The following is a 21,892-nucleotide window of genomic DNA, read 5'->3' as shown; positions in this document are numbered from 1 at the left end:
GCTCGGGACCTTCGCGGTACGTGAGCATCAGCAGCGTCAGCGCCGCCGGGGCCGCGATCGCGCCGCCGATGCCCTGCAGGACGCGGGCGGCGAGCAGCAGTTCGGCGTTCGGGGCGAGACCGCCGAGCAGTGAGGCGAGTGTGAAGATGCTGACGCCGGTGACGAACACCCGGCGACGGCCGAGCAGGTCGCCGGCCCGGGCGCCGAGCAGCAGCAGACCGCCGAACGCGAGCGCGTACGCGTTCTGGACCCAGGACAGGCTGGACGGGCTGAAGTGCAGGGCCTGCTGGATGTGCGGCATCGCGATGTTCACCACGGTGCCGTCGAGGATCACCATCAGCTGGGTGACCAGGATGACTGCGAGAACTACCCCCGGTCGCCGCGCGGGCGTGCCGGAATCGGCGCCCGGCGGCGCCGCGGTTGTTGCCGACATATTGCTCCTTACCCCAGCGGGGCTACAGTTGTGAGAGAAAGCGGAGACTTCCTCCGGATACGATACGGAGGCATCCTCCGCTTTGCAAGGGATATTGTTGGCAAGACCTCGGGAGGAGGCTGGATGGTGTCGGAACCACTGCCCTGTACGCGGCCGACCCGCGCGGACGCGGCCCGGAACTACGACCGCCTGGTGACGGCCGCCCGGGACGCGTTCGCCGAGCACGGCGCCGACACCGCGCTCGAGGAGATCGCCCGCCGGGCCGGCGTCGGTATCGGCACCCTGTACCGCCGCTTCCCGAACCGGACCGCCCTGCTCGAGGCGGTCTACGTCGACGAGATCCAGTCCGTCGTGGACCGGGCGTACGACTTCGATCGGGAACTGGAGCCGTTCGAGGCGCTGTCCGCCTGGCTGCGCAGTTTCGTCAGGTACGGCGTGTCCAAGAAGAGCCTCTCCCACGAGCTGACCCTTGCCATCGGCGCGGAGTCGCCGTTCTTCGCCGCCTGCAAGACGAACGTGCAGGCGGCCGGGAATCTGCTGCTGGACAAGGCGAAAGCGGCCGGCGCCGTCCGGCCCGAGGTGGATCTGATGGATCTGCTGCGGCTGGTCGGCGGCATCACACATTCACCCGACACGCCGCCGGAGCAGGCGCACCGCCTGCTCGACATCGTGCTCTGCGGACTCAGGCCAGGAGCGCCCGCAGCTCAGCCAGTGCAGGGTTAGCGGCGTCCCGCTCGGTGTACTTGAGCGGCAGGTCCGGCCACGCGATCGCGAGCTCCGGGTCGAACAGGTCGACCGCGACCCGCTCCGGCGACCAGTGCTCGTTCACCAGGAAGTTGTACGTCGTGTGCGGTGCCAGCGTGCAGAACGAGTTCCCCACGCCGCCCGGCACGTAGAGCGCGTCCGCCGGACCGAGCTCGAAGGTCTCGACCCGGCCGAAAGGAGGACCTGGACGCAGCTCGACGAGTGCGGCGAACACCCGGCCGAACGTCGGCGACAGGTACTTGTCCCACGGCTCGGCGTGGATCCCGCGGACGATCCCGGCGTCCTCGAAGTACGCGACGTTGTGCTGGACGACGTCCATCCCGAGCGCGGCGAGCTTCGCGCGGTGGAAGTTCTCCTTGAACCAGCCGTCCGGGTTCGGCTTGAGCTCCAGCTCGATCCGCAGCACGCCCTCGATCGACGTCTCGTGCACCTTCATCGGCGTACCTGCCGGCGGGCGTCGAGCGTGGCCTGGTCCGCGGCGGTCAGTCCGGCCTCCCAGCCGGCGCCGTTCGTGATCCGTGTCCGGCGACTCGTGGTGTTCGGGAAGAGCCTGGCGAACAAGGCCTCCACGCGTTCCTCGCGTTGACTCAGCGCCGGCAGCAGCCGCTGCGCGTCGGTCTCCGGTACGGCGGCCTCCGCCGCGGACGCCGTCGCCTGCAGGCGTTCACCGATCCGCATCGCATACGCCATCAGGAAGGACTGCCGGAACGATCGGGTCCGCCCGGCTTGTTTGCCTGCGGCAAGCATCGCCCGATTCGCCTGCACCAGCAGGGATGTGCTGAGGATCTCGGTGTGCTGCAGGTCCAGCTCGGCACCCACCACGGTGACGACGGCCAGCGAGTCGATCACGACCGTACGGCAGCGGTTCGCCGCCGCGACCGCACCGACGAGCTGTGCCTTCGCCGACACGTACGGCGTGTCCACCCACAGCCGGCGCGCCGCCGAATCGTCCGGCAGCTCCTGCTCCGCCTCCACCAGCGCACTGTCGAGGGAGAACTTCGCCATCAGCTCCTGCGCCTTGCCGGACAGGGCTTCCGCCTCGTCCGGGAACTCGGTCGCCTCCGCCTTCGCGAGCAGTGCCCGGATCCGCGCGAGCATCTTGGAGTTCGCCGGTACGGCGGAACGCTCGCCGCGGGCCGGCGTACCGGGTAACGGGAACAGCCGGGCCATGATCGGCAACGTCTGCAGGAATCCGGCCAGCGACAAGGCGTGGTGGAGCACGAGGAACCGACCGAGGCGCGCATCGACCGCCCAGGACGTGAGGCTCAAGGCCGCGAAAGGCTGCGCGACCCCGGCCTCGGCGAGCTGGTCGAGCCAGCGCGGGTCGATCGCGTCGGTCCGGTAGGCCTGGTGCTCCGCGGAGATCGCGGCGAGCAGCAGCGGCTCGATCCCGGCGTCCAGCTCGCGACGCCCGTACTGGACGACGTCCGCCGGCGCCCAGCCGCGCTCCCACGCGCCGCGCACCAGACTGGCGAGGAACGCCTGCAGACAACGATCCACCTGCGCCCGGTCACGCTCGTCGTACGCCCCGAGCCGCGCCAGCTGCGCATCCGCCCGATCATCACGCCGGGCAACACTCGCAGCCGCGATCGGCAACAGCCGCAGCACTTCCTCGTCACTCACGCCGCAGAGTCTGACACCGCGCGTGGGCCCGACTCAACCGAGGTTTCGGTCAGCTGTGGACAACTCCGTCGGCGATCGCCAGCTGGTAGTTCACGAACTTCTGGTGGGTCGTGAAGCCGAGCTTCTCGTACAGGCCCAGCGCACCGGTCGGGTTGTCCGCGTCGACGCCCAGCCCGGCCCGCTGGTAGCCGGCCTGGGCGGCCTCGGCGAGTACCTTCGCCAGGGCCGCGCGGGCCAGCCCACGACCCCGGTACGCGCGCCGCGTGCCGACCTGACCGACGTACAGCTCACGGACACCGGTAGCCTCCGCGACGGCTTCGTACTCGAAGCAGTTGACGTACGTCGCGATCGTGTCGCCGTCCAGCACGTAGTACGACTGCCCGCCGCGGAAGGCCCGCGAGTTGACGACGCGGGCCTGGAAGGCCTCGAGGCTGCGTGGCGTGAAGCCCCAGTGGTCCGAGAACGACTCGTTGTGGGCGTCCAGCAGCTCCTTCGTGTACGCCGGGTCGAACGTGACGAGCCGCAACCCGTCCGCCACCGCTACGTCGGGGACAGGCTGATCGAGCGGTCGGTGCATGTCGAAGTAGTACCGGACCGGCTCGAAGCCGAAGCCCGTGAGCAGTTCGGTCGCACCGGTGTTCGTGACCACAGCGCCGGCCCCCACGACGCCCGGCGCCTCCGGATGCGTTGCGGTGTGCAGCTCGCCGGCGCGCTTGATCAGCCACTGCACGAGCTCGGTGCCGAGGCCGCGCCCCCGCCGGTCCGGGTGCACGGCGCCATCGGTCTGCACCCGGTCGACGTCCACCACGGTCTGCGACACGCGCGCGAGACCGTAGCCGACCAGCCGGTCGCCGTCCCAGAGCGAGATCGTGTCCCGCTCCAGGTCGAGACCCGGCCGGCGGAGCTCTTCGGCGAGATCTTCCGCGGAGAAGTTCTCCCCATCGCGATCCGCCTGCGCCTTGGCGGCGACCAGGACCGCCATCTCCGCGGCGTCGTCGAGCGTCAGCGGGCGGGACTGGATCCCCTCAGGCAAGTTCATGGGTCGAAGGTACGGCGTCCCGCCCGCGAACAGCACCTCAATTAGGCGAGTTGCTCCGCGAGCCAGCGCACCGCCATCGGGTAGCGGTACTCGATCCCGCCGTGCGTGCCCTCGAACAGCTCGAAGTGCATCCGCCCGTCCGGTACGCCGCCCTGCTGCGCGGCCCGGTGGAACGCCGTCGCGCCCAGGTCGAGGTAGTACTCGTCCTGGCGGCCGGCGTCGATCCACACGGCACGCAGCGAGCGGAGCGCGTCGGCGTACCGCTCCTGCTTCGCCATCTCGACCGGGTCGAAGGACATCCAGCGTGACCACACCGTGGGGACGATCGCGCCGACGTCGTCGAACGGCAGCAGCACGGTGCCGTCGGACTCGGCCGAGTACGCCGACGCGTACCCGTACATCTCCAGCAGGTGCAGATCCTCCATCGTGGTCCGCCCGGCGCGGGTCTCCAGTACTTCGAAGTACTTCTCGAAGCTCCCGTCGTACTTGTCCCGCAGGGTCCGCGCCCGCTCCGGGAACTCCGGCCGGTAGCAGACGTCGAACAGCGCATCACCGGCGTGCGTCGCGAGCGCGCCGAACACGTCGGGCCGCATCAGCGGCGTCACCATCGCGGTGTAGCCGCCGCTCGACTTGCCGGTGATCGCGCGGTGGTCGCGGTCCGGGATCGTGCGGTACGTCGCGTCGATCCACGGCACGATCTCGTCGCACAGGTACGACTGGTACCGCCCGGTCCCGGGCGAGTCGAGGCACTGGCTGCCGCCGAACTTCGTCCACGAGTCGACGAACACGACGACTGCCTTCGGGGCGCCCTCCTCGGCGAACATCGCGTCCAGCAGCTCCGGGTACGGCTGCCGGAACGGGCTCCGGTTGAACCACATGCCGACGTGGCCGGTGTAGCCCATCGTCACGTAGATCGACGGGTACCGCTTGTCCTCGTCGTCGTAGCCGGGTGGAAGGTAGACCAGCACGGGGCGTTCGTTCGGATCGCCGAGCGGGTTCCCGCGCAGCAGTTCGCTGGTGTACGTCGTCTGGACCAGGCGTCCGTTGTACTCGGCCGACCACGGCAGCATGCGGTACCTCCTACATAGCGTCAGGGGCCTCGATCCCCAGCAGGCCCAGTCCATCCTGCAACACCTTCCGGGTTGCCGTGCAGAGGGCGATCCGGCTTGCTCTGGTCGCGCCCTCACTGCTCAGCACCGGGCACTGCTCGTAGAACACCGAGAGTGCGGACGCAACGTCGTACAGATAGGTACAGAGCCGGTGCGGCTGGAGCGTGTCGGCGACCTGCTCGACGGTGGCCTTGAAACCCGTCAGGAGCAGCGCCAGCCGTTGCTCGGCCGGGTCTGCGAGCACGGTGACCTCTGTTGACGCCTCGGCCTTCGACAGGAGCCTGGTGAGCCGGGCGTGCGCGTACTGCAGGTACGGCCCGGTGTTGCCGGTCATCGCGACCATCCGGTCCAGGTCGAACACGTAGTCGTTCCCCCGGTCGCTGGACAGGTCGGCGTACTTCACCGCACCGATCCCAACGGCCCGTGCTGTCTCTGCCCGGTCTACGGCCTCGGCGCGTTTCACTGCACTGTCCAGTAGTTCGACGAGCTTGACGGTGCCGCCTTCTCTTGTTTTGAACGGCTTTCCGTTCGGTCCCAGCACGGTGCCGAACGAGACGTGTTCCGCGGGCACGTCCAGCCAGCCGGCTGTTCTTGCGAGCGTGAAGATCATGTCGAAGTGCAGAGCCTGCCGGTGGTCGACCACATACACGATCCGGTCTGCGTGGAGCGTGTTCACCCGGTGGCGTACGGCGGCCAGATCCGTTGCGCTGTAGCCGAATCCGCCGTCGGACTTCCGCACGATCACCGGAAGCGGACTGCCGTCGCGGCCCTGGAACCCAGGCAGGAAGGCGCAGAGTGCGCCGTCCGACTCGGTCAGGAGGCCCTGCTCGTCCAGCTCTTTCACGACCTGCGGCAGATCGTCGTTGTACGCACTTTCCCCAACGACGTCCGTCCGCTGCAAGCCCGTCCCCAGCAGCGCGTAGACCTTGTCGAACTCGTCCAGCGACACGTCGACCATGTGCTGCCAGATCGCCCGGGTCTCCGGATCGCCCGACTGCAGCACGACCACCCGCAACCGGGCCTGGTCCGCGAAGTTGCCATCGGCATCGAAGTGCTTCCGGCTCCGCTCGTAAAGATGCTGCAACCCCTCCAGATCAAGGGATTCCGCCGCGAGGCCCTCCGCGAGCAGCTGCTCGATCATCATCCCGTACTGCGTTCCCCAGTCGCCGACGTGGTTCTGCCGGATCACGTCGTACCCGGCGAACGTCAGTACGTTGCAGAGCGCGTCGCCGATCACCGTGGACCGTAGGTGCCCGACGTGCATCTGCTTCGCGACGTTCGGCTGCGAGTAGTCGACGACGACCCGCTGACCGTTGCTGCTGAACGTCTCCGGCTCGTTGACCGCCTTCGCCAGCGTCTGCGGGAGCAGCGTCAGGTTGATGAACCCCGGCCCGGCGATGGACGGCGGCTCGCAGAGATCGTCGAGCTGTAATGCCTCGACAAGACGTGCGGCAACCTCCCGTGGCGGTTTGCCCAGCGCGTTGCCGATCCGGAGCGCGAGGTTGGTCTGGTAGTGGCCGAACTGCGGTTTGGTGCTCGGCCGGAGCTCCGGGTCGTACGGCGTACCGAAGACCGCTTCGGCGACGGACGTGATTCTGGTGGAGAGGACAGGCAGGAGTGCGGACATGACAGAGTCCTTCAGGGAGACGCGACTGGAACAGGCTGAGGTGTTCAGACAGTGCGTCGTCGTCGCAGGCTGAAGCGCACGCGAAGGGCGTGGGAGGGCTTCAGGCTGATCGACATGTCAGCCATTATGCACGAAGTACGCCGACGGCGCCGGGGTCCGGTCGGCCAGCGGCACGATCGCCGGTACGTCGGTCTCGCCCAGCAGCACCCGCCGGACCACCCGCTCGGCCGCGTGCCCGTCGTCGAACTCGCAGAACTTCTCCCGGAACAGGTGCCGGTGCTTGGCCGCCTCGGGAGCGGCGAAGGACCCGCTCCGCAGTACGCCGAACAGCTCGTCCGCGGACCGCGCGACCACGCCGGGGGAGAACTCCGTGACGTCGAAGTACGTCCGCTGCCGATCCTCGTCAGCTACGTGCAACACGATCGGCCGGTCAAGGTTCGCGTAGTCGAAGGTGATCGACGAGTAGTCCGAGATCAGCACGTCGGCCGCCAGCATCAGGTCCTCGACCGGTGCCTTCGGCAACAACACGCGCGCCTGCGGACCGGCGGCCAGGGCGAGCTGGCCCGGGTCGAGGCCGTCGCCGGACGTCGGCGCGTAGAGGATCACCAGGTGCGAGTCGTCGTACCCGAGACCGGCCCGGATCGCCCGGACCTCGTCGAGGGTCGCGGTCAGCAGCCGGTCGTTGCGCGGGTACCCGTACTCGAGCTCCTCGAAGTACGCCGGATAGGTGCGCTCCCAGATCTCCGAGGAGTACCGGTTCGACGACAGGTTGAAGTCCCAGCGGTCGACCTCGCGCATTAGCTCCTCCAGCCCCTCGGCCGGCAGGTCGACGCGCGTCAACGGCGTACCGTGCTGGGTCTGCAGGTGGATCTGCCCCTCGCGCTTGTCCAGGTCCTTCGGCCAGTTGGTGTTGCTGACGAAGTACGTCGCCCGGCCGAGCAGCTTCTCGTACGCCGGGGAGCCCGCGACGACGTACTCGACGCCCTCCGGGATCGCGGCCAGGTGCTCGCTGTCGACCACCCAGACGCCGCGCAGATGCGGTGCCAGCTCGGCCGCCTTCTCGTAGATCGCGCGCGGGTTCCCGGCGTACTGCGCGAACGAGTAGGAGCCGTAGGCGACCAGGTTCGGGTCGAGCTTGGCGCGGCGCAGTAGCTTGCCGACCGTCTTCCGCGGGCTCGGCACCTGCAGCATCCGGGCGCTCGCCTTCAGCGTGGAGTAGGTGGCGTAGTCGTCGTGGATCAGCAGCCAGCGCTTGAACCCGCGGGCCGTCCGGTCGGTGCTGTACCCCTCGGGCTTCCAGCGCCTGGCGAACTCGTGCGCGGCGTGGAAGAAGTCCGCCCGGTCGTCGGTGTCGATCCGCTCGGGTTTCGCGAGTACGGCGAGGATGTGGTCGAGCGACCGGTCGAACGCGAATCGGCGCCAGCCGGTCAGCTCCGGGTCGGACTGGATGAACGCGTGCACCCGGTCGTACTGGTCGAAGATGTCCCACTGCCGGCGGCCGCTGGTGGCGTGGATGTTGCGGCCGGTGCGGTGCTGCCGGTAGTGCACGACGATCCGGTCGAGGGTGGCGATCCGCTCGGCGGTCAGCATCGTCGAGTACGTCCAGGGCGCGTCCTCGTAGAAGCCGGACGTGAACGCGAAACCGTGCCGGGTGAGGAACGCGCGCCGGTACGCCTTGTTCCAGACGACCTCGAGGAAGGTCAGGAAGATCGGCCGCTCGGCCGCCGTGAACACGCCGGCGCCCTCGCGCGCGAACGCGTCGTGGCGCTGGCTGCCGAGCACCCGGCCGTCCCAGAAGATCCGCTCGTAGTCGAACATCACGATGTCCGGGCCGTTGGTGGCCTCGGCCCGGGCCGCGATCGCCTCCAGCGAGCCCGGGGTGTAGCTGTCGTCGGCGTCCAGGAACAGCACGTACTCGCCGCGGCACTCCTTCAGCCCGGCGTTCCGGGCCGGGCCGAGCCCGACGTTCTCGTCCAGGTGCAGCACCCGCACCCGCGGGTCCACCGCGGCGTACTCGTCCAGGATCCGCCCTGACCCGTCCGGGTCCGCGTCGTCCACCCCGATCACCTCGAAGTCGGTGAACGACTGCCCGAGCACCGAGTCCAGGCACGGCCGCAACCACGCCCGCGAGGCATGGCAGGGGACGACAACGCTGAACTTGGGGGCCATGCCTCGTCATCTTAGAGGTCCCGCACAGAGGTGACGCCGTCGCGAGCGGGGCGGCGCGTAGCAGGCGTCACCTCTGTGCGGGACCTCTTAGAGTCAGGGCATGAGTGTTGACGTGTTCGAGCCGTTGGCGGGGCTGGAAGGGGTCGGGTCGGCGGCGCGGGCGGCTCGGGACGCGGTCGACGTACTGCTCCGGGACCGCGGGCTGCGGCGGGTCGGTGCGGACATGACCGCCGAGGCGCTGCTGCGCGGCGCGCACGCGTCCGCCGCGCTGGCCGGCAGTACGTCCGCGGTGGACGACGTACGGCGAGGTGCCGCGGACGGACTCGCCTCCGGCGCCGTACGGATGACCGGCGAGTTGATGGTGCTCGCGTCGCAGGTGGACAAGGCGCCGGTGCAGGTCTGGACCAGACTGCACCAGTTGGCGGCGGCCGACCTGGTGGGCGAGGACCAGCTGGGTCATCTCCGGACCGCCGCGGAGCCGGTGCCCGACGACATCCCCGGCCTGCCGCCGGCACCGCCCGCCGACGAGATGTGGGAGCGGCTGAGCGCGCTCGCGCAGAACCTCACCCGCCCGACCAAGGCACCGGGCCTGGTGGTCGCCGCGATCGTGCACGCCGAGCTCGCCGTACTCCGCCCGTTCCCGGCCGCCAACGGACTCGTTGCCCGGGCCGCCGAACGCTGCCTGTTGGTTGCCCGGGGCATCGACCCGGTCTCGGTCACGGTCCCCGAAGCTGGTCACTATGTGTTGCGGGCAACCTATGCGCCGGCCCTCGCCGACTACACAGCGCGAGGTTTGACCGGCGTCCGTGACTGGTTGCTGCGCAGCTGCGAAGTCGTGACAAAAGGTGCCGAACTCTCGCCGCTGGCCAAGTCGTAGCGTGCGTACGGCGCTCTCGAGTGAGAGCGCCGTCGCGGGCACGTCACCCTGGTTACCATGCGTGCACCGGTTTGCCGCCTCAGGACGATGCCTGGGTCGCGCTGCCCCTTTGGGATGGGCTGGTCGCCGCGTGGGTGCCTGGGTTGTCGTGCAATCTCTACCGGACCCGAAGGCCCTTTGTTGATTCCTTTGTACTCCTGAAACCCCTTTCTGGGAAGGGGATGCGGTGTCTTCATGGAGTTGAGAACAATGAAGCTATCTTCAGCTTTCAGCGGGTCCGGGCGCGCCGCCGGGAGGCCATCAGAAGTGCTCCCGCGGCCACCGCGGCGATCACGCCGGCCGCTACAGCGGGTCGCCGTACGCCCTGGAGACCAGTGTGCTCCGAGGGCTCCGCGAATTCCAGGATCGGCCAGCCGCGCTCGATCGCGATCCGCCGCAACGCCTTGTCCGGGTTCACCGCGAACGGGTGCCCGACGGCGGCCAGCAGCGGTTCGTCGGTGATCGAATCGGAGTACCCGTAGGAGGTCGCCAGGTCGTAGCCCTCGGTGGCGGCCAGCGCCTGCATGGCGGTCACCTTGTGCGGACCGTACGCGTACTCGGCGATCTCGCCGGTGTACTTGCCGTCGGCAACCACCATCCTGGTGGCGATCACCTTGTCGGCGCCGAGCATCGCGCCGATCGGCTCCACCACCTCGGCGCCGGACGAGGACACGATCACCACGTCCCGGCCGGCCCGGTGGTGCTGCTCGATCAGCTCGACGGCCTCGGAGTGGATCATCGGCCGGACGATGTGGTCCAGGGTGTCGGCGACGATCGCCTTCACGGTCGAGACGTCCCAGCCGGTGCACATCGCCGAGATGTACTCGCGCATCCGCTCCATCTGGTCGTGGTCGGCGCCGCCGAGCAGGTAGACGAACTGGGCGTACGCGCTGCGCAGCACGGCGCGGCGGTTGATCAGCCCGCCGGCGTAGAACGGCCGGGAGAAGGCCAGGGTGCTCGAGCGGGCCAGAATGGTCTTGTCCAGATCGAAAAAAGCCGCCGCTCGAGCCGTCATGGAGACGAGGATAGGCAGTCGGGCGAAACGCCGGGGGGACCCGGGCTTTTGTGTGGGCCGGTATCCCGTTAGACTGGACGGCAGTGTGACAGTGACACTGGCCGGAACCGCCCGATCGGGAGGGTTTCAGCGCCTGGGTGACGCACCATCGGCCGAAACCGAACCGAGATGTGTGAAGCCCGGCCTTGGGGGGTACATACCCCCTGACAGTGGCAGACTGTCGCCTCCTGAACGGCCCCCGGCTCCTCCCCCCGAGCCCGTGGCCGAAGACGGCCCCCGGTCACCCCCCCGCCGGGGGCCGTCGCCTTTCCACCTTCAGGCCAAGAGCTTGTAAAGATTCTCGCTTTTCTGCGCGTGAGAGCGTTCCCACTTTATGCAGGGTCTTGACAATGTAATTGACTGGTCACAGGTTGTAAGGCATGAAACCGCCTGCGCACCGCCCCCAGGCAGCGGTCGTCATCAGCCTGATCGTCGTAGTCATGGCCTTCCTGGTCCCCGGTTCCGCCTCCGCGGCTACCAATCTCGTCACGAATGCCGGGTTCGAGTCCGGCGCCCTCTCCGGCTGGAACTGCCCGGCCGGCGGCGTCACCACCTCCGCGCCGCACTCCGGCTCGTACGCCCTGTCGGCGACGCCGAGCTCCAGCGACATTGCCCAGTGCTCGCAGACGATTGCGGTCCAGCCCAATACGGCGTACACGCTGTCCGCCTGGGTCAAAGGGTCGAACGTCTACCTCGGGGTGGACGGCGGCGCGTCGACGTGGACGACCAGCTCCGAGTGGAGCCAGCTGACCGTTCCGTTCACCTCCACGGGATCCACGGTGACGATCTACGTCCACAGTTGGTACGCGCTACCGGCGTACCAGGTCGACGACGTCGTACTGGACGGCCCTGGCGGAGCGCAGGACACGACGCCCCCGTCGACGGCGGGTGGTCTGGCCGTCGGCAGCCCGACCTCCAGCTCGCTCCAGCTGACCTGGTCGGCCGCTTCCGACGCGAACGGGATCGACCACTACGACGTCGTCCGCGGGACCGAGACCGCGACCAGCGTCGGCAACGTGACCAGTTGGACCGCCACCGGTCTGGCCGCGGCTACGACGTACTCCTTCAAGGTCCGCGCGTGCGACCCGAGCGGCAACTGCTCGCCGTACGGCGCTTCCGTCTCGGGCACCACGTCCGAAGGCGGGTCGAGTAGTGGCAGCTTGCCTGCGCATGTGTTGACCGGGTACTGGCAGAACTTCAACAACGGCGCGACCGTGCAGAAGATCTCCGACGTACCGGCGGCGTACGACGTGATCGCGGTGGCCTTCGCGGACGCCGACGCATCCAAGCCGGGCGGCATCACGTTCAACCTGGACAGCGCCGGGCTCGGCGGGTACACGGTCGACCAGTTCAAGGCGGACATCAAGGCGAAGCAGGCAGCCGGCAAGAAGGTCATCCTGTCCGTCGGCGGCCAGAACGGCAGCATCTCGGTCGGCGACTCGACGGCCGCGGCCAACTTCGCCTCCAGCGCACTGTCGGTGCTGCGGACGTACGGCTTCGACGGGATCGACATCGACCTCGAGAACGGCGTCAACGCGCAGTACATGGGCCAGGCGTTGCAGAGCCTGCAGAGCCAGTTCGGCAGCGGGCTGGTGATCACCATGGCGCCACAGACGATCGACATGCAGAGCACCTCGACCGAGTACTTCAAGCTGGCGCTGGCGATCAAGGACATCCTGACGATCGTCAACGTGCAGTACTACAACTCCGGCTCGATGAACGGCTGCAACGGCCAGGTGTACTCGCAGGGCTCGGTGGACTTCATCACCGCGCAGGCCTGCATCATGCTGCAGGGCGGCCTGCGACCGGACCAGGTCGGCCTGGGCCTGCCGGCGTCGTCCCGGGCAGCCGGCAGCGGGTACGTCGACCCGTCGGTCGTCAACAACGCGCTGGACTGCCTCACCAAGGGCACCGGCTGCGGCGCCTACAAGCCGAGCTCCCCGTGGCCGTCGCTGCGTGGGGCGATGACCTGGTCTACGAATTGGGACGCCGCGAGCGGCAACCAGTTCGCCTCCCAGGTCGGCGGCCACGTACACGCTCTGCCCTGATCATGCACAGCTATCGACAGGCTCCGGTGCTGGAGGCTCTCGGTGTCTGCTCGGAGGACGAGCAGCTCTACCGGGTGCTTCTGGCCCGCCCGGAGTCCACTGTCACCGACCTGGCCACCTCCGTCGACTGGCCGACCAACCGGGTCGGTCGGCACCTGCGGTCGCTGTTGTCGCTCGGCCTGGCGTCCCGTACGCCAGGCCGTCCGGCCAGGTACCTGCCTGCCATGCCGGAGGCGGCGGTCGAGCTGCTCGCGCTGAGGAAGCAGGCGGCGATCGTGGAGGCCAGGTTGGGCGCTGCGATGCTGACGGCGGAGTTCCGGCAGCCGGACGCGTTCACAGTGATCCGTGGGACCGAGGCGATCGCGCAGCGGTTCTACCAGGCACACCAATGTGCACAGGACGAGGTGCTCGTGCTGGACCAGCTGCTGGTGTCGCCGCGCCACGGGGTGACCTATCGGACGATCTACGACATGGACTCGCTCGCCCAGCCGGGGGATCTGGTCGCCGCTCGGTCGTCGGGCTGCTGCCGGATGTTGCGTGACGTTCCGCTCAAGCTGGTGGTGGTCGACCGCCGGATCGCACTCCTGCCGACCGGTGTGGATGTGGTCGTGGAGCTCGGCCCCTCCAGTCTCTTGGACGCTTTGCTCCGGCTCTTCGACCTCTTGTGGCAGCAGGCCAGCCCGCTGACTCCAGCGGTCTCCGAGGGGCCGCTGACGTCAGCTGACCAGCAGCTGCTGTCGCTGGCAGCCGCCGGTCTCACCGACCAGGCCATCGCCCGCCGCCTAGGCGTCGCGCAGCGAACGGTGGAACGCCGCATGCAAAGGATCCTGCGGGCCTTGGACGCCACCACTCGCTTCCAGGCCGGTCTGCGCGCCGGCCAGCAAGGGCTGCTCGTCTAGTCCGTCACATCGGCAACGGTGGCGCTTAGGGCCTTCGTGAGCGCTTGGGCGTCCACCGTGATGCCGACGCCGTGGTCGCCGCCGCCGATCGAGATGGTGCCGGTGATGCGTTCGTCCGCGATCACCGGCCAGTCGTGCGTGCTGCCGAGCGGCGTGATCGTCCCCCGCACGTACCCGGTGACGTCGTACGCCGTGTCCTTGTCCGGCATCGAGATCCGGTTCACCCCGAGCAGCGCGCGCAGCTTCGGCCACGCGATCTCGCGGTCGCCCGGCACCAGAACGAACCGGTAGTCGTCGTCCGCGAGCCGCACCACGATCGTCTTGATCAGCCTGGCCGGCTCGATCCCGCGCGCGGCGGCCGCCTCCTCCAACGAGTTCACCCGTCCGTGCCTGGTCACCTCGTAGCTGAGCCCCAACTGGTCCGCAGCATCCGTCGCCTTCGTCACCTGGCTAGTTTTGCACCCGGCTGGGAACGTTCTTGAGCAGTAGGGCGAGGATCAGCGTGACGATGAACAGCGCACCGGCCTCCGCCGCGACCCCGGTCCACTGCGCCCGGCTCCACGCCGTACCGGCAAGTCCACCGAACACCGAGGACCCCAGGTAGAACGAGAACAGGTACATGCTCGACGCCTGCCCGGTCCCGACGCCGCTGGCGTGAGCACGCGCCGGTACCCATCCACTGGCGACCCCGTGTACCGCGAAGAACCCGGCCGTCATCACAGCCAGCCCCAGCACGATCAGTGGCAACGGACCGGCCAGGGTGATCGCCACACCAGCAAGAGTGATCAAGCAGCCGACCGGTACGACGGTCCGCCGCCCGTACCGGTCTGCCAACGCCCCGGCCGTCGCAGAGCCTGCCGAGCCCAGCAGGTAGACACAGAACACCAGCCCTGCTGCGCCAGCGCTCAACAGGTAGGGCGAGCCGGACAGCCGGAACACTGCGCCGTTGTAGACAGCCACGAACGCGCCGACGGCCGTTGCGGCGATCCCGTACAGCGCGAGCAGCGCCGGATCCCGCAGTACCTTGCTGGAGAACAGCCGCGCCGGGGCAGGGTGGAAGTTGCGGGACGCGGGGAGCAGCAGCCAGACGACAGCCGCGCACAGTACGCCGACCACCGCGATCCCACCGGTCGCGAAGCGCCACCCGCCGACGTCGGACAACCCGCCTGCGATGAGGCGACCCGCCATACCGCCGACCGCCGTACCGGCGATGTAGAGACCGCTGGCGCGCGCATGGCTGTCCTGGTGCACCTCCTCGCGCAGATAGGCCATGGCCACCGCGGGCAGCCCGGCCATCGCGATCCCTTGCAGTCCTCGTAGTGCGAGCAACGTGTGCCAGGTGGGAGCGAAGGCGCTGAGCAGGGCGAAGACCGACGTCGCGGCGACCGACCAACGCATCAGGTTGGTCCGCCCGAGGGCCTCCGAAGCCGGACCGGCGACCAGCAGCGCCAGACCGAGCCCGAATGTGGCGAACGACACGCTGAACGCGCTCTGGCTGGGGGAGACGTGGAAAGCCGTGACCAGCTCGGGCAGTAGCGGCTGGGTGCTGTAGAGCAGTGCGAACGTCGCGAGCCCGGCCGCGAACAGCGCGACGGAGAGCTTGCGGTACTCCGGGTCGCCGGGCAGGTACCCGGTCTGGTGCGCGACGGACTGGTGCATGTCTTCGACGGTCGCACTGTTCGAGCGATACGTAAAATGTCGATAATGGCAGAAATCGATACGATTTCAGTATGCATGTCGAGGATCTCCGGTGGTTCGTCGTGCTCGCGGAGACCGAGCACCTCACCGAGGCGGCCGCCGCGCTCGGGACCAGCCAGCCGAACCTGACCCGGTCGCTGCAGCGCGTCGAGCGGGCGTTCGGGGTGCCGCTTTTCGAGCGGGAGCGGCGCGGCGTACGGCTGAATCCGTACGGGCGGCTGGTGCTGGAGGCGGCGCGGTCCGGGGTCGTGGCGGTGGATACCGCTCAGCGCCGGATCGACGCGCTGGTCGACCCCGAGTCGGGGACGGTGCGGCTGGCGTTCCTGCACTCGGTGGCGACCAGCCTGCTGCCGGATCTGCTCAAGGCGTTCCGGGCGGCCGCGCCGCAGGTGGAGTTCGAGCTGCGGCAGGAGCCCGCGCACGACATCGTCCAGGACCTGGAGAGCGGGGAGGCCGAGATCGCGATCGTCGCGCCGCGGCCGGACCCGTCGCGGTTCGGCTGGCATCTGCTGGAGCGGCAGCGGCTGTTCCTGCACGTACCGCCCGGGCATCCGCTCGCCGCGCGGCGCCGCGTCGAGCTGGAGGCAGCCCGCGACGAGCCGTTCGTCGGGCTCCAGCCGGGGTTCGGGTTCCGGCGGGTGACGGACCGGTTGTGCAGTGAGGCCGGGTTCAGCCCGCAGCTGGCGTTCGAGGCGACCGACCTCGCGACGATCGACAGCCTGGTCGGTGCCGGGCTCGGCGTGGCGATCCTGCCGGCCGGTGCGGTCCGCGGGAACGAGAGCGGCGCGGTCCCGGTGCCGCTGGCCGGCGTACAGGCGCGGCGGGAGATCGGGATGTCGTGGCGGTTGAGTACGCCGCTGACGCCCGCCGCGGAGCGTTTCCGCGCGTTCGTACGCTCCCGGCCGGTGACAACCAGTTGACTCTTCGCCCGATTTCCTGGTGTCGACTTGCAGAGAGAGGGCTCTCCACCGCACTCTTGCCTGCGTGAGGAAGCGTCTGGGTGGGTTCCGGCCGAGTCGACGGATGCTGTTCGCCGCGGGGACCGCGGCGGCTGCGTCGACCGTTGTGGCCGGCACGGCCGAGGCCGCCTCGGGAGTCGCCAGCATCCCGCTCGGTGCGTACGGCTCGGGCGTGCTCAGCTCCTGGGAGGGCTTCGCCAAGGCGATCTCGAACGAGGCGCAGATCCGGCGTACCCGGGAGACCGACGGCGTCTTCATGTTCGGCGACAGCATCGGGGTCCAGGACGGGCCGCCGCTGGCCCGGCAGCTGGCACAGCTCGGGATCAACATGGCCGTCCACAACTGGGCCGGCCGCCCGGTGACGCCGGCGGTCGACGCGCTGGACACCTGGGCGCAGCAGTACGGCCTGCCGCACCGGATCCTGATGTCGGTCGGCTCCAACGACATCTTCACGCCGCCCGCGGTGGCCGCGCAGGTCGACCGGACGATGCAGATCGTCGGCGACGAGCGGACCGTGTACTGGGTGAACATCCAGGCGGCCCGGACGGGTCTCGGCCCGGACGTGAAGGTCGCGGACCAGCGCAACAGCGCCTGGATCAACCTGCAACTGGCCGAGGCGGCCCGCCGCTACGACAACCTGCGGATCGTGCACTGGGCCGAACACCTGGCCTCCAGCCCGAACCGGCTCTCCCGGCTGCTCCGCGACGGGCTGCACCCCTCGATCCCGCTCGGGCAGAACGCCCGCAACGGCTTGATCGTCTCCGCCATCAAGTCCGGCTGAGCACGGCGCGCAGCCACCGCACCCAGCCGTTCCCTTGTATGAGAAGCCCGCGGTCTCCTCCCACAACTGCTTCTGTCCTTGCGTTCAGAACCCTGCGGTCTCCGCCCACAACTGCTTTTGTTCTTGCGTTCAGAAGCCGCGGTCTCTTCCCACAGCTGCTTTTGTTCTTGCGTTCAGAAGCCCGCGGTCACTTCCCACAACTGCTTTTGTTCTTGCGTTTTAGAACCCTGCGGTGATGCGCGTGAAGTCCCAGTCGCCTTGGGCAATACCACTGCAGTTGGACACCACACCGCCGCCGGCACAACCACGGTCCCGGTTCACCGACCAGAACGCCAGCCGCCCGAGCCCGTTGCTCTTCGCCCAGTTGGTGATGTTCTGCCAGGTCGCCGTACTGGTCAGCTCCTGCTGGTCGGACAGCCCGTTCATCCCGGAGATGCCCTGGTGCGCGTACGCCTCCGCGGTGGACCAGCCGAAGGTCGCCTTCAGCTTGTTGTTCAGCCCCTGGGAAGCGCCGACCGTGTCGTTGTAGATGTTCGAGCTGCCGAAGTCGAACGGCATCAGCGTGAACACGTCGATGTTCGCGCCGAGCGCCTTGGACTGGTCGATCAGCCGGTTGCCGTAGTAGTTCGGCCCGGTGGTCGACGTACCGAACGTGACGATCGTCTCGATGCCGGGGTTGTTCTGCTTGACGATCTTCAGCGCGCTCAGGATCCGGTCCTGGACTGCCTCGTTCTCGAACTCGTCGGAGTTCTCGATGTCGATGTCGATCGCCTTCAGGTTGTAGGCGTTGATCACCTGCTGGTACGCGCCGGCGAGGGCTTCCGGCGTACCGCAGTTCGGGCCGAGCTTGTTACCGCTCCAGCCGCCGAACGACGGTACGACGTCACCGCCGGCTGCCCGGATCGCCGCGATCGTGCTGGCGTCCGCACCGCCCTGCAGGGGGCGGCTGCCGTCCCAGGCCGGGTTGCACCCACCGGACGAGTTCACGAACGCCATCGTGAACCACTTGATGCCGGTCGCGTTCATCACGGTCGCCGGGTTCGGCGGGTCGCCCCAGCCCACGTAGAGGTACGGCGCGGCCTGCTTGGTGCCCGTGTTCCCACCGGTCACGCCGGTTGTGACGGAGACGCTGCTGCTCTTGGCACCTTCGCCTGCGCTGTTGGACGCGCTGACCTGGTAGCCGTAGGACGTGTTCGCGCTGAGGCCTGAGTCGGTGTACGACGTACCGCTCGGTGAGCCCACCTTCGTACCGTTGCGGTAGACGTTGTAGCTGGTCGCTCCGGACGCAGCCGACCAGTTGAGGCTCACCGACGTACCTGACGCCGTACCGGACAGGCCTGTGGGTACGCCGGGGACTGTCCCGCCACCGCCGCCCGAGCACGAGCCGCTGTTCAATCGACAGGACGCGATGCCGGGGAAGTTGCCCGGGCTGCCGTTGAAGCCGAAGGACACCGTCGCGCCAGGTGCGAGCGGACCGGCCCAGCTCGGTGGTGTGAACGTGTGCGTCTGGCCACTGCTGCTGTGGTTGGCGTCCCACGTGCTGCTGACGCTGTAGCCGGATGGGAAGTCCAGCGCGACCGACCAGGTGCTGAGCGAACTGGTGGTCCCGTTGGTGACGGTCACCTTCCCCTCGAAGCCAGTGCCCCAGTCGGACACCTTCGTGAAGCTGGCAGTGACCCCTGCCGCGCTTGCCGCTTGTGCGGTCAACAACGCGATGACCACCGCAGTGATGGCTGCTATCGCCAGAGAGATGCGTTTCATGATGCTCCGATCAGTGGGCGGTACGTGATCAGACCCGTCCCCAGAGTGCGGGGACGTTGGGCGGCTCCCAGCCGGTCAGGGAGGTGTGAGCCTGGATGCACTTGTACGTGATGCCGTCGTAGGTCACGAGCGCACCGACCGCGTACGCCGTGTTCGGCGCCCACGGCGAGGCCTGCCCCGGAGGGGTGGTCGGGGGCGTGGTCGGGGGAGTCGTGGGCGGTGTTGTCGGGGGTGTGGTGGGCGGAGTAGTCGGTGGCGTCGTTGTGGGCGGGCCGCTGCAACCTGCGGTGCCGGCGTTGACGGAATCGACCACGTTGTTGAAGAGCGTGACACCCGGGTCCAGCGCCTCGAGCGAGTACATCATCGCGCCGGCCAGCCCGTTGCAGTGCTGGTAGTCGGCCTTCGCCTTGATCGACTGGGCGTTGTCCCCGGACCAGAACGTGCCGTTGCTGTAGAACCAGCTCGACTGCGTGGCGTCGTCGAAGTGCGTCGCGGAGGGGTTGTCCACGAAACCGGTGAGCTCCTTGTAGAACGAGACACCCGGCACGTTGCCGCTCAGCGCATGCCCGTCGGCCGGTCCGGTCGCCGTCTGGTACTTGCCGTTGTCGGTCGCCGGAACACCCTTCCATCCCCTGTAGTAGAAGGGATATCCGATGCTCAGCTTGTTCGCCGGGAACCCACCCGGGATGCCGTACGCCGAGTCGCCGGTCGTCCACGCCTTCACCGCGGAGTCGACCGAGTACTTGCCCTGCCCCGGCGGGATCGGGCTGCTCGGGTCGTTCGGCGCCGTGTACAGCGGGTCCTGGAAGTTCGTCGGCCCGGTGGCCTCCCAGCCGCCGTGCATGTCGTACGTCATCACGTTGTTGTAGTCGAGGTACTGCCCGACCTTGTTCGTCTCGATGTTCGCGATCTTGTCCTGGCCGGCCGGGGTGGCGGCGGTCAGGTAGTACTTCTTGCCGGTCTGGCCGCCGTACGCGTCGAGCTGCGCGCGGAACTCGGCCAGCAGCAGCGTGAAGTTCTGCTTGTCGGCAGCGCTGTAGTGGTTGCCGACGTGGCCGTTCGGCGAGCCCGGGTACTCCCAGTCGATGTCGACACCGTCGAAGATGCCGGCCGCGGAACCGGCGCCGCCGAAGCCGTCGATCACCGGCAGGTCGCCCTTCAGGAACATGTTCACGCAGGAGCTGACGAAGGCCTTGCGGGAGGCGTCCGTGGCGGCGGCGTCGGAGAAGTACTTCGAGTACGTCCAGCCGCCGATCGAGATCAGGATCTTCAGGTTCGGGTACTTCGCCTTGAGCTTCTTGAGCTGGTTGAAGTTCCCCTGGATCGGCTGGTTCCAGACGTCACCGACCCCGTCGACGCTGATGTCCGCGCCGTACGACTTGCCGTAGTCGGCGAACGCGTCGCCGGCGCCGTCACCGGCGTTCGGGTTGCTCTCGTCCTGGGACGCGGCCTTGTTGGCCATGAAGCAGGTGTGGCTGGCCGGGTCGATGTTCGCGAAGGCGTAGTTCAGGATGTCGAGCTTGCCGGCGGCACCGGTGGTGGCCAGATTCTTCGGGTAGAAGCCGTTGGCGTAGATCCCCCACTGGGTGAAGTACGCCGTCTTGACGCCGCCGCTGGTCGCCTGGGGCGCTGCGGTGGCTGCGTTGGCCGCGGTGGCGTCCGGGGTCGCGAGAGAGACGCCGGCGGCGGTGATCAGGGCGGTTGCCGCGACGGCGGCGGTGGCTGCGAGCGTGCGCAATCGACTCATCAGGTTCCTCCGGAGCGATGGGACGGAAGCGGGCCGGTGAAGATTAGTTAAAGACGCTTCGAAAGGAACGGTAACCGTTCGCGGCCAGTTGGTCGCGGGCTCGTGGTGGCGGGTTCCCGCTGCTGACGGAAACCCGACAGCCCTTTGTCCACAGGGATCCGATGCCGTGTCCGGAAACCCCCGAAGAACGGCATGTTCTAGGCATGGACACCAACCCGCCACCCCCATCGGTGCTGATGGCAACTACTGACGAAACCCTGCTCGAGGACTTCCTCCGGCTCGCCGCGGCCGCCTCCGTCACACCACAGGTCGAGCACGACCTGCGAGCTGTGCGACTCCATTGGCACCAGGCTTCCCTGGTCGTGATCGGCGGCGACCTCGTCGAGCCACTTGCCCGCGTTCAGCCACCGCACCGTCGTGGCGTTGTCGTGGTCGGTTCCAGCCCGGGAGGCTCTTGGGTCGCCGAGCGGCCCCCGGCCCCGGACGGCGACGACCTCTACCGGGCCGCCTTCACGATCGGCGCCGACCTGGTCTGCCAACTCCCCGCGGACGAGCCGCTGCTCGCCGGCAAGCTGGCCGACGCTGTCGACGGCGTCGCCCGCACCGCCGTGACGTTGGCCTTCGTCGGCGGGTGCGGGGGAGCAGGTGCGACCACCCTGGCTGCCGCGGTGGCGACAATCGGCAACCGCCGCGGGTTGCAGACGACGCTCATCGACGGCGACCCGCTCGGCGGCGGCATCGAGCTCGCCCTCGGCATCGAGCGCGATCCCGGCGACCGCTGGCCCAAACTGCTCAACGCCTCCGGCCGGATCAGCGCCGCCGCCCTGCGCTCCGCCCTGCCGTCGGTCGACGGTCTGGCGGTCCTGTCGTGGGACCAGTCCGACGTCACGGTCCTGCCGCCGGACACGATGAGTTCGGTGATCGGCGCCGCCCAACGCAGCGCCGACCTGGTCGTCCTCGACCTGCCGCGCCGTGCCGACCCCGCCGTAGAGGAAGGCTTCATCCGCTCGACGGCAACCCTCCTGGTGGTCCCGTGCGACGTCCGCTCGGTAGCCGCCGCCAAGCGCCTCTCCGGCCCCCTCCGCTCCGTAGCCGGCGACCTCCGCGTAGTCGCCCGCGACTCCCGCCCCGGCCTCGCCCCCGCCGACGTAGCCACCCACCTCTCCTTGCCCCTAGCAACAAACCTGGGCGTCGACCCCAAAGTCCCCCCAGCCATGGACGAAGGCCGCTTCACCCCCCACCGCCGAAGCCCCCTAACCCGAGC

Annotated in this window: 19 protein-coding genes; 7 read left to right on the top strand and 12 right to left on the bottom strand. The window is 68.6% G+C overall.

Annotated elements, in window-relative coordinates; all coding sequences use genetic code 11:
• The coding region (locus VFF46_RS23625; protein WP_325039380.1) for an MFS transporter at positions 1-433 on the bottom strand (433 nt) is incomplete at its 3' end.
• A 123-nt stretch (positions 434-556) separates the two neighbouring features.
• Here VFF46_RS23625 and VFF46_RS23620 point away from each other — a divergent pair.
• The gene (locus VFF46_RS23620; protein ID WP_325039379.1) at positions 557-1,156 is read left to right on the top strand and encodes a helix-turn-helix domain-containing protein; all 600 of its coding nucleotides are present in this window, start codon (positions 557-559) and stop codon (positions 1,154-1,156) included.
• Here VFF46_RS23620 and VFF46_RS23615 read toward each other — a convergent pair.
• The 6 genes from VFF46_RS23615 to VFF46_RS23590 form a co-directional block, all read right to left on the bottom strand.
• Positions 1,116-1,634 carry a dTDP-4-dehydrorhamnose 3,5-epimerase family protein gene (locus VFF46_RS23615; protein WP_325039378.1) on the bottom strand — a complete coding sequence of 173 codons (519 nt, stop codon included), beginning with the start codon at positions 1,632-1,634 and terminating at the stop codon, positions 1,116-1,118. The genes VFF46_RS23620 and VFF46_RS23615 overlap by 41 nt on opposite strands.
• Positions 1,631-2,821 carry a DUF2786 domain-containing protein gene (locus VFF46_RS23610; protein WP_325039377.1) on the bottom strand — a complete coding sequence of 397 codons (1,191 nt, stop codon included), beginning with the start codon at positions 2,819-2,821 and terminating at the stop codon, positions 1,631-1,633. Before VFF46_RS23610 ends, VFF46_RS23615 begins: the two co-directional genes overlap by 4 nt.
• Positions 2,822-2,870: 49 nt before the next feature.
• On the bottom strand, positions 2,871-3,860 hold the full coding sequence (locus VFF46_RS23605; protein ID WP_325039376.1) for a GNAT family N-acetyltransferase: 990 nt from the start codon (positions 3,858-3,860) through the stop codon (positions 2,871-2,873).
• Positions 3,861-3,901: 41 nt separating this feature from the next.
• Entirely contained in the window at positions 3,902-4,930 is a 1,029-nt protein-coding gene (locus VFF46_RS23600) for an alpha/beta hydrolase (RefSeq protein WP_325039375.1), read from the bottom strand.
• 10 nt (positions 4,931-4,940) lie between these two features.
• Positions 4,941-6,596, bottom strand: coding sequence for an arginine--tRNA ligase (gene argS, locus VFF46_RS23595; RefSeq protein ID WP_325039374.1), 1,656 nt, complete (start codon positions 6,594-6,596; stop codon positions 4,941-4,943).
• 117 nt (positions 6,597-6,713) lie between these two features.
• Complete coding sequence (locus VFF46_RS23590) at positions 6,714-8,765, bottom strand: bifunctional glycosyltransferase/CDP-glycerol:glycerophosphate glycerophosphotransferase (RefSeq protein ID WP_325039373.1); 2,052 nt, start codon at positions 8,763-8,765, stop codon at positions 6,714-6,716.
• A gap of 100 nt (positions 8,766-8,865) precedes the next feature.
• Here VFF46_RS23590 and VFF46_RS23585 point away from each other — a divergent pair, with 100 nt between their 5' ends.
• Positions 8,866-9,642: a cell filamentation protein Fic gene (locus VFF46_RS23585; protein ID WP_325039372.1), complete on the top strand. Its 777-nt coding sequence runs from the start codon at positions 8,866-8,868 to the stop codon at positions 9,640-9,642.
• Between the two features lie 268 nt (positions 9,643-9,910).
• Here the strand turns inward: VFF46_RS23585 and VFF46_RS23580 are convergent, their stop codons facing one another.
• Positions 9,911-10,696, bottom strand: coding sequence for an HAD family hydrolase (locus tag VFF46_RS23580; RefSeq protein ID WP_325039371.1), 786 nt, complete (start codon positions 10,694-10,696; stop codon positions 9,911-9,913).
• Between the two features lie 419 nt (positions 10,697-11,115).
• On the opposite strand from VFF46_RS23580, the gene VFF46_RS23575 reads away from it, so the two are divergent.
• Positions 11,116-12,783 carry a chitinase gene (locus VFF46_RS23575; RefSeq protein ID WP_325039370.1) on the top strand — a complete coding sequence of 556 codons (1,668 nt, stop codon included), beginning with the start codon at positions 11,116-11,118 and terminating at the stop codon, positions 12,781-12,783.
• A 2-nt stretch (positions 12,784-12,785) separates the two neighbouring features.
• Complete coding sequence (locus VFF46_RS23570; protein WP_325039369.1) at positions 12,786-13,682, top strand: helix-turn-helix transcriptional regulator; 897 nt, start codon at positions 12,786-12,788, stop codon at positions 13,680-13,682.
• Here the strand turns inward: VFF46_RS23570 and VFF46_RS23565 are convergent.
• Both VFF46_RS23565 and VFF46_RS23560 read right to left on the bottom strand, forming a co-directional pair.
• Positions 13,679-14,128, bottom strand: a complete 450-nt coding sequence (locus VFF46_RS23565; RefSeq protein WP_325039368.1) for a YbaK/EbsC family protein — start codon at positions 14,126-14,128, stop codon at positions 13,679-13,681. The genes VFF46_RS23570 and VFF46_RS23565 overlap by 4 nt on opposite strands.
• Positions 14,129-14,132: 4 nt before the next feature.
• A complete protein-coding gene (locus tag VFF46_RS23560) occupies positions 14,133-15,341 on the bottom strand; it encodes an MFS transporter (RefSeq protein WP_325039367.1) in 1,209 nt (402 codons plus the stop codon).
• Between the two features lie 71 nt (positions 15,342-15,412).
• On the opposite strand from VFF46_RS23560, the gene VFF46_RS23555 reads away from it, so the two are divergent.
• The gene (locus VFF46_RS23555) at positions 15,413-16,300 is read left to right on the top strand and encodes a LysR family transcriptional regulator (protein ID WP_325039366.1); all 888 of its coding nucleotides are present in this window, start codon (positions 15,413-15,415) and stop codon (positions 16,298-16,300) included.
• Positions 16,301-16,364: 64 nt separating this feature from the next.
• Positions 16,365-17,120, top strand: a complete 756-nt coding sequence (locus tag VFF46_RS23550; RefSeq protein WP_325039365.1) for a hypothetical protein — start codon at positions 16,365-16,367, stop codon at positions 17,118-17,120.
• A 219-nt stretch (positions 17,121-17,339) separates the two neighbouring features.
• Here the strand turns inward: VFF46_RS23550 and VFF46_RS23545 are convergent, their stop codons facing one another.
• Together VFF46_RS23545 and VFF46_RS23540 are read right to left on the bottom strand one after the other, a co-directional pair.
• Complete coding sequence (locus tag VFF46_RS23545) at positions 17,340-18,881, bottom strand: cellulose binding domain-containing protein (protein ID WP_325039364.1); 1,542 nt, start codon at positions 18,879-18,881, stop codon at positions 17,340-17,342.
• A 28-nt stretch (positions 18,882-18,909) separates the two neighbouring features.
• Positions 18,910-20,628 carry a glycosyl hydrolase family 18 protein gene (locus VFF46_RS23540; RefSeq protein ID WP_325039363.1) on the bottom strand — a complete coding sequence of 573 codons (1,719 nt, stop codon included), beginning with the start codon at positions 20,626-20,628 and terminating at the stop codon, positions 18,910-18,912.
• A 203-nt stretch (positions 20,629-20,831) separates the two neighbouring features.
• On the opposite strand from VFF46_RS23540, the gene ssd reads away from it, so the two are divergent.
• Positions 20,832-21,892: septum site-determining protein Ssd (ssd, locus tag VFF46_RS23535; RefSeq protein WP_325039362.1), on the top strand; the 1,061-nt coding region annotated here is incomplete at its 3' end.

This window comes from Kribbella sp. (genome assembly GCF_035655035.1).
GTDB lineage: Bacteria > Actinomycetota > Actinomycetes > Propionibacteriales > Kribbellaceae > Kribbella.
The sequence above is the reverse complement of the archived record's forward strand: the minus strand, read 5'-3'. Positions and strand labels throughout refer to the sequence as shown.